Source organism: Nitrosospira sp. Nsp18, from assembly GCF_900103145.1.
In the GTDB taxonomy this organism is placed as follows: Bacteria; Pseudomonadota; Gammaproteobacteria; order Burkholderiales; family Nitrosomonadaceae; genus Nitrosospira.
In genome coordinates, this window is sequence record NZ_FMWY01000033.1 from 33,912 (window position 1) to 41,969 (window position 8,058).

The 8,058-nt window shown below is 52.7% G+C and carries 8 protein-coding genes; 7 read left to right on the forward strand and 1 reads right to left on the reverse strand.

What is annotated here, in order from left to right:
• Positions 1-14 precede the first annotated feature (14 nt).
• From BLS94_RS12830 to BLS94_RS12850, 5 genes are all read left to right on the forward strand, one after another.
• Positions 15-776 carry an HpcH/HpaI aldolase family protein gene (locus BLS94_RS12830; RefSeq protein ID WP_090961702.1) on the forward strand — a complete coding sequence of 254 codons (762 nt, stop codon included), beginning with the start codon at positions 15-17 and terminating at the stop codon, positions 774-776.
• Positions 773-1,726 (forward strand): phosphoglycerate dehydrogenase, encoded by a 954-nt coding sequence (locus tag BLS94_RS12835; protein WP_090961705.1) that lies wholly within the window; start codon positions 773-775, stop codon positions 1,724-1,726. Before BLS94_RS12830 ends, BLS94_RS12835 begins: the two co-directional genes overlap by 4 nt.
• A complete protein-coding gene (locus tag BLS94_RS12840) occupies positions 1,719-2,648 on the forward strand; it encodes an NAD-dependent epimerase/dehydratase family protein (protein WP_072766628.1) in 930 nt (309 codons plus the stop codon). Before BLS94_RS12835 ends, BLS94_RS12840 begins: the two co-directional genes overlap by 8 nt.
• Complete coding sequence (locus tag BLS94_RS12845) at positions 2,645-3,286, forward strand: HAD family hydrolase (RefSeq protein ID WP_072766629.1); 642 nt, start codon at positions 2,645-2,647, stop codon at positions 3,284-3,286. The genes BLS94_RS12840 and BLS94_RS12845 overlap by 4 nt, the downstream gene beginning before the upstream one ends.
• A 549-nt stretch (positions 3,287-3,835) precedes the next feature.
• On the forward strand, positions 3,836-4,624 hold the full coding sequence (locus tag BLS94_RS12850) for a phosphocholine cytidylyltransferase family protein (RefSeq protein ID WP_256325431.1): 789 nt from the start codon (positions 3,836-3,838) through the stop codon (positions 4,622-4,624).
• 116 nt (positions 4,625-4,740) lie between these two features.
• On the opposite strand, the gene BLS94_RS12855 is transcribed toward BLS94_RS12850, so the two are convergent.
• On the reverse strand, positions 4,741-6,063 hold the full coding sequence (locus BLS94_RS12855) for a sugar-transfer associated ATP-grasp domain-containing protein (RefSeq protein WP_176767879.1): 1,323 nt from the start codon (positions 6,061-6,063) through the stop codon (positions 4,741-4,743).
• A gap of 406 nt (positions 6,064-6,469) precedes the next feature.
• On the opposite strand from BLS94_RS12855, the gene BLS94_RS12860 reads away from it, so the two are divergent.
• Both BLS94_RS12860 and BLS94_RS12865 read left to right on the forward strand, forming a co-directional pair.
• Positions 6,470-6,934, forward strand: a complete 465-nt coding sequence (locus BLS94_RS12860) for an HIT family protein (protein ID WP_090961732.1) — start codon at positions 6,470-6,472, stop codon at positions 6,932-6,934.
• A 437-nt stretch (positions 6,935-7,371) separates the two neighbouring features.
• Positions 7,372-8,010, forward strand: a complete 639-nt coding sequence (locus BLS94_RS12865) for a 2,3-bisphosphoglycerate-dependent phosphoglycerate mutase (protein WP_090961708.1) — start codon at positions 7,372-7,374, stop codon at positions 8,008-8,010.
• Positions 8,011-8,058: the final 48 nt, after the last annotated feature.

Sequence of the window (8,058 nt, forward strand, 5' to 3'; positions counted from 1 at the left end):
TCTAAGGCATAGCTATGCAATTAAAATCGAAACTTGCCAGAAATGCGCTGACCATTGGTTCATGGATCACCCTGGGGCATCCAACAATCGCAGAGATCATGGCTGCGGCCGGTTTTGACTGGCTCGTCCTGGATACAGAGCACAGCGTCCTGGAGCTAAGCGACGTTCAAATGCTGATCCAGGTGCTCGACGGCCAGCGATGCCCAGCGATCGTGCGGTTGACTTCAAATCATCCTGACCAGATCAAGCGTGTCATGGATGCCGGCGCAACCGGCGTGATGGTTCCCATGGTCAAAACCGCGGCGGATGCGGAAGCAGCGGTGCAAGCCGTCTATTACCCGCCGCGGGGTCAGCGGGGCGTGGGTCTGGCCCGCGCGCAAGGCTACGGTGCACGATTTCAGGAATATCGGCGTTGGCTGGAGGATAATGCGATTGTGGTCGTTATGATTGAGCATATCGATGCAGTCAATGCCATCGATTCCATACTTTCGGTTCCCGGAGTTGACGCTTATATCATTGGCCCGTACGATCTATCCGGGTCCATGGGGCGTCCAGGCGAACTGGATTACCCCGAAGTCCAGTCGGCGATAAAACGGGTACATGAAGCCGGGCGTCGCCTCGGCAAATCGGGAGGCATCCACGTCGTTGAGCCGGATCTGGACCAACTGCGTCATTACATCCAGGCCGGCTTCAGTTTTCTTGGCTATGGTCTGGATATTCGTATTTTGGACACCCTTTGCCGAAGCCATATGCAGAATATAAGAGAAGGTTTATGAATAAACTCGTTATCTCCACTTCATCGTTTGACGTGGACAACAATCCCGCTCTCCAGAATTTGCTAAAAGACGGCATGCATATCACCAAGAACAGCCATGGTCGCAAACTTACGGAAGACGAAACCATCGCTTTGCTGGGTTCGGATACCGTGGGGATGATTGCGGGCATCGAACCCCTGACAGAACGCGTCTTTGCCTCCGCCAGAAGCCTGAAAGTGGTGTCTCGCTGCGGAAGCGGCGTGGACAGTGTAGATCTTGTGGCTGCAGAACGTCACGGTATCACTGTGCTTAACACGCCAGAGGCCCCGGCGCAGGCAGTTGCTGAACTCACCCTAGGCCTGATACTGGACGCCTTGAGGCAGATATCCCAGACTGATCGATTGCTTCATGCGGGCAAATGGCCGCGGACGCAGGGACGTCTGCTCGCTGCCCAGCGGGTAGGCATCATCGGACTGGGACGCGTCGGGCGGCGTGTCGCGCGGCTGTGCCAGGCATTTGAGGCCAAGATCGTGGCGTATGATTCATATGTGGAGCAGGCGCCGCAAGGAGTACGATTGGTACCATTGGAAGACCTTCTGGCGGAAGCGGATATCATCAGCCTGCACGTGCCTTATGGGGCCGACACGCACCACTTGCTTGATAAGGCGGCGCTCGCGCGCATGAAGCCAGGTGCTGTAGTGATAAATACGGCCCGAGGAGGCCTTATCGATGAAGCCGAGCTTGCGGAGGTCTTGATTTCCGGTCGCCTGGCTGCTGCCGCACTCGATGTTTTCGAGCAGGAACCGTATCACGGCCCGCTACTAAAATGTGAAACGGCAATTCTTACCTCCCATATTGGTTCCCACGCCAAGGAAGCACGTCAGCGAATGGAGGTGGAAGCCGCGGAGAATCTGCTTCAGGGGCTGGCTAAAGCGGATGTGATGAAAGACAGGCAACACGGAAATGCCTAACGAAATTGCGATCGTGTATGGCGCCAGCGGCTTCTTGGGAAGCCATGTGGCCGATGCGTTATCCAACGCCGGCTATCGCGTGCGCTTGTTTGATCGCCGCCCATCGATTTATCAGCGTCCCGATCAGGAGATGATCATCGGTGACATCATGAATCTGGATGAAGTGACGAAAGCGGCTCAGGGTGCTCATGTTGTTTATAATTTTGCTGCCATTGCGGATATTGATGAAGCCAACGATAAGCCACTGGCGACCGCTACAATTAATGTATTAGGTAATATGCACGCCCTGGAAGCAGCGCGTCTTGCCGGGGCGCGTCGATTTGTTTTTGCCAGCACTATTTATGTCTATTCCGAGTCTGGCTCTTTTTATCGTGCCAGCAAGCAGGCGGCAGAACGCTTTATTGAGACTTATCATGAGCGCTACGGGCTGGACTATAGTATTTTACGGTATGGATCATTGTACGGCAGGCGTGCTGACGCACGTAATGGAATCTACCGTATGCTGCATGAAGCGGTGGACCGTCATTCGATAACGTACCACGGTAGCGGTGAGGCAATCCGCGAATACATCCATGTTGAGGATGCGGCGCGCATGAGTGTTCAGGTGCTCGCGCCAGAGTTTGCCAATCGTCATTTGATCTTGACCGGCCAGGAGCGGTTACGCATCAAGGACGTCATGACCATGATTTCTGAAATCATGCCCTGGAAGATCGAATTACATTTCGACGAGGCGCGTGCGGGACACCATTACGAGGTTACTCCTTATGCATTTCAACCCCGTATTGGCCGCAAATTGGTACTTAACGAACATGTCGATCTGGGTCAGGGATTACTGGATTGTCTGCGGGATATCCACAGGACCATGCACCACTCAGGTGAAGATGACGAGGCGACGCCCTTGGCGTCCGACAATAAAGCATGAACACAGCGGCGTGGCAAGCCATCATTTTCGATTTCGATGGCGTGGTGGTCGAATCTGGTGAAATCAAGACACAAGCTTTCGGCGATCTCTATCGAAGCTACGGGGAAACAGTGATGACTGCGGTGATGCAGTATCACAGCTTGCACGGAGGCATGTCGCGCTACCACAAATTTCGTCATTTCCAGGAGCATCTTTTAGAAAAACCACCGCTGACTCCGGATGAAGAACGGGAGTTGGATCGTCGTTTTTCCGAACTGGTCGTTGAGGCCGTGATTGCCAGTGACGCGGTACCTGGTGCGACGGAGCTGATCCGTAAAGAAGCAACACGCATTCCTTTATTTGTCGCTTCCGGCACACCGGAAGCGGAACTCAAAACGATTGTCGTTCGCCGGGGTCTGGCCTCCTATTTTACCGCTGTGTGCGGCTCCCCCACGCCAAAACAGAAGCTGATCGCGGATATTTTATCGAATCACACGCTCTTGCCTGAGCGTGTGCTGATGATAGGCGACGCGTTGATCGACTATCAAAGCGCACAGCTTAACAATGTCGCATTCCTGGGCCGCGTGCGTCCCGGGGATAAAAATCCCTTTCCTGCGCACGTAGACATATTGCCCGATCTGAGCCTGCTGCTCACCTGATATCCTGACCCAACGGTTTAATCAGCGAACCGTCCAAGGTCAGAATGTCCTCTAACGACAAAGAAATAGCCGCCGCAATGGCTGGCGGAAGTCTCGAAGCCTCATAATCCGGAATCGGACAGTTGACCGTTCATTTTCCAGATTATTTGTCAGCTCATTTGTCAACCGAGCGCTATGACCGAAAAGATTTTTCATACCCCGTGAGCTTCACCTTCTTTGTGAGTTCGCTACGGGGCCACCGCCTGATTCAGGATAATACGAAAGATCCTCACGAGAGGGTGGCAGCCCGCGATGCGAATTCCGCGAAGAGCTTATCGAGATACTCCCTAAGCTTAACGGGACGAGTACAATATGGACAGTTCCCAAGGAGTACTTGAGGTTCCTATCGCAATATCCACTCTAGCGCGCTCAGCAGCCTGCGAAGCGGGCTCGGTTCCCCTCCCTCTGAATTTGAGTGGATGAATGGCGATAATTACTTAGAAGCATCAAACTTTAACGACATTTTTGAAGCATCAAAAACCAGCGGATATGATGGGCAGTAAAGAAAAAATGCCTAAAACGATTATTCTCGGCGCTGGCCAGGGACGGCGGCTGCTGTCGCTAACTGAAAACATGCCAAAGTGTCTTTTGCCCGTTTCGGGCAAACCAATCATTGAGCGGCAGATCGATACCTTGCTGGCAGCAGGCATAGACGAAATCACTGTCGTGACCGGTTTTCATTCCAGCTTGGTCGAAACTCGATTGCAACAGCGTTATGCAAATCACGCTCCGATCAGTACGATTTTTAATCCGTTCTTTGAGGTTGCCGATAACCTGGCTAGTTGCTGGATTGCGCGTTCTGTAATGGATAGCGATTTTCTGCTTCTGAACGGGGATACCGTTTTTGATGCGGCTGTGCTGGCGAAGATGCTGAACTCGGATCCCGCCCCTATTACCCTGGGGGTAGATTACAAGTCCACTTATGATACGGACGACATGAAAGTCCAGCTGGATGAAAAAGGATGGGTCAGGCACGTAAGCAAAACTTTATCCGCGGCTCAAACCGATGCCGAGTCTATCGGTCTTATTTTTTTCCGGGATCGCGGACCGCAATTGTTCCGCGGCGCAGTCGAGAATGCACTTCGACATCAAGCTGCGCTTAAATTCTGGTATCTAAGCATCATTGACGGCCTGGCTGATAAACAAGTGGTCAATGCTTGTTCCGTATCCGGGCATGTTTGGTGTGAAATTGATTTCGCCGCGGATCTGGCACGGGCTGAAGCGCTTTTCGCCGAAACGAAGGGGAATGGAATCCTGCAGAGCCCATCTATACAAGCTGAACTTATTACGGATGAATAGCCAGGCACGACCGTTGGCGCCTGGGAAGAACGACAACTCACGCGCGTGAGTTTTCTCTGCGTCATTTGATGCGGAAAGCGATACGGTGGCAGTCCTCGCCACACTTAAGGCGAATGTCAGCATACTTCTGCGCGGGCATACTTGGTCTCAACAGTTCGTCTCAAATTAAACGCCAAAAGTTTCCCAAGCCGTTCGTTACCTACGGGGCCATTACCGATCCGTTGGATAATGTCCAGGTCCGGTGCTTTGTTAGCTTCGATAAGGCACGGACCGCTATCGAGCAGGGCGACGTCCCAACCAATCACTACCTGATCGGAAAAGGCGCTGGCGTGGGCATATTGCACCAGCTCTATCAGCTCAGGCCAGCACGGAAGCTTGCGCTGCAGTATCTGAGCGTGCGTTTCGTAATGCCGCTCATACCAGCCATCCGCAGTTGCTCCCCATGCCCCGCAAGCTCCTCTTCCTAGTTCACCGGTGTGGATATCCACGTTGGCAGCGATTCCTCCGGCGTGGAAATTGTCGACAATGACGGCGCTATTCCGCGCCATGCGAAAAACCGCGTTGGTAACTTCGAATCCGCCTTGCTCGTTACGACAGCTCATCACACGAACAGTCGCCAGCGTACCATTGGCGAGGTCGGCAATCTCATGGTGATTTACGAGGCGCGGCTGCACCAGAAAAATATTCTGCCAAGAGGCCTTCCGCAGACCCTCAAGTACTTGATCCTCAGTAGCGACTTCGCCATCGTTGCGCCGGAACTTCCCCGAGCCCAGGTAATCCCAGCGCGTGGCATTTTTTCCCCCTTGTCCATACAGCGGTTTCACGAAGAGATCGATCTCGGGCAACCCCGGTCCGTTCCAATCGACTGCGGTGACCTCTCCTTTCTCCACGCTCAGGAGGATGGGCGCAGTCTTGATTCCGAACTCGCGGCAGCGGGCCATGAAACGTGCTTTGTCTTTTATACATATTGTGCTCCGCTCGGTGGGGATGGAAAGTCCACCATTGTAGTCGCGCAAAAAAAGATACAGCCCGGCTTTTGTTTCAAGCCGATTCAGGTACTCACCAGCATGCTTTCTCTTGTCGTCGTCGTGCAGTTCGAAGATATAGTACCAGGGAGACAGGATCGCAAACCGGGCTGCAAGACCGATCTGCTCCCACATTTGCCGAGTGATTCCCTTTCCTGTCCGCTTCTTTATGGCGCTTCCGTTGAGCGTGGTAAACACCATTACCAGCGCAGCAACCACGAATGGGACGAACGGCAGAGCCGCACAAGCTATAAGACGCTCGCGGGGGCTGATTTCACGCCAGACCTCGCGCTGGAAGCACCGGTGGATGGCCGTCGCCGCCGAGTTATCTTCCGGTAGTCGCGCAAGAATCCACATCGCGCCACTCAAGTCCCGGGTAATCCTGTCAATGCTGAAACCATTAATAATCTTCATGAACCCTCGCATTCGCTGCAGCATGTCAGGAAAGATAGCAGATAAAAACATCCGTCCGCGCTTTTATTATTTTTCCAGCTTGTTGATCAGTTACCGCATGTTGTCAAGAAGCCTTCTTAAGTTTCAACTACAAAATGTCGCCCCATCGATAACCTCAAAATAATAAAATAGCGCCTCGCTACGGCGGCGCAAATAGTCCCTTCGGACTATACATTGAAAAACGCCGCCTCCTCGATAACAGCTCCTTAACTTTCCCTGTATAACAGCTCCTTAACGTTCCCTGCACCAGGCGCAAGACAGGCGATTGTGCCGAAATGTTTTGCATAGTATCCTGCGAGCAATACTCAATATTGGCTCCAGCCTCGCAAGACAAACTCATCAGCTACCAAATCTCATGGATTCTTCGATGACCAATGTCTCGCCGGATATCCCCGCCTTTAACGCAACCATGCGGAAGTTTGGCGCGCCACAGACAATAATTCATCAATACCAATACTGGAGCGTCATGTTGCGTCCCGCCCAGCTAACGCTTGGTTCCCTGATTCTGGCCGCTCATGAGCCAGCTCGCTCACTTTCGGAACTTGGCCAGGAAAGCTTTACTGAGCTTCATCAGGTGATAACGCAGCTAGAGTCCGCTTTGGCCAAGGCTTTCAATTACGATCGGCTGAATTACCTGATGTTGATGATGGTTGATCCGGATGTGCACTTCCATGTCATCCCTCGTTATGCGAAAACAAAGTATTTCAACGCCAGGGAATTTACGGATTCGGGCTGGCCGGGACCTCCGGACTTCAAGCGGACTTATGAGATCGATGCTGAAACCAACCGTCTTATCATCGATCATATCGCTTCCTACTGGGGCATAAAGTAATACGCGGCTCCGGCTTTCATCGCTTTGTCCAGGTTACCGGCCATCCTGAACACCTGTCACACACCATTCTTTCAGTATCGCCTTCCTGCGAAGATACTCTGTCTGTCGACGCTCATCTTGCCTGAACCGTAAGCTACTCACGCCCCCTGTACCAACCGGTATCAGTGTTATCTGCTACCGGATATTCTACCTGCTGGCGAGCTGGCAGAACGTCCGGACCTTTGACTCGACGGTTCGATTTTTTTATCAATATTTCATCTGGGATTGGCTTTTTGACCGCGTTTTATCTATGGTTGTCTATACTGAGATTGTATATACTCAGAGACGGCTTCAGACCGGACGTCCAAGAACGAAAAAATAGAGAGCATGTGCCCTTTTGATACTCAAAGCCCGAGCGTCAATTACCACTTATCTCGCTTAGGCAGGTAAGTCAGCACATGACACAACTCGTCCTATTGCGCCACGGGGAAAGTATCTCGAACCGGGATGGATGTTTTACCGGCTGGAATGATGTTGCCCTGACACCACGAGGTGAGCAGGAGGCCGAGCAAGCTGGCCGCCTGCTCAGGGAGACGGGATATAAGTTCGATGTATGCTTTACCTCGGAACTCCAACGGGCTACTGAAACGCTGCGTATCGTATTAAAAGCGATGGGAGTCGATCAATCGGCCGTACGGCGGAGTTGGCGTTTGAACGAACGCCACTATGGTGCCCTGGAAGGGATCGATCCCCTGAAGGCAATCAGGAAATTCGGCGTCTGGCCCATCCTTGGCTCCCAGTTGCGATTTGATGCGCGGCCGCCGCCGCTCGACCCCTGTGACGCGCGATTCCCGGGAAATCAGCTGCGCTACTCGAATATCGACAGGCAGGAATTGCCCCTTACTGAGAGCATGCAAGAAGCCCTCTTGCGGGTGCTGCCCTACTGGGAGGAGGTAATCCTGCCAGAAATTCGACAGGGAAAGCGGGTTCTCATCGTAGCCCATAAGCATATTTTGCGTGCACTGGTGATGCAACTGGACGATTTGTCCACGAATTGCGCCGAATTAAATGTAACCGAAAGGTATTCTGAGAAATAACGTTGCGCCATATTGAAGGTTACCGAAAAGGAGACCTTGATATGGTAA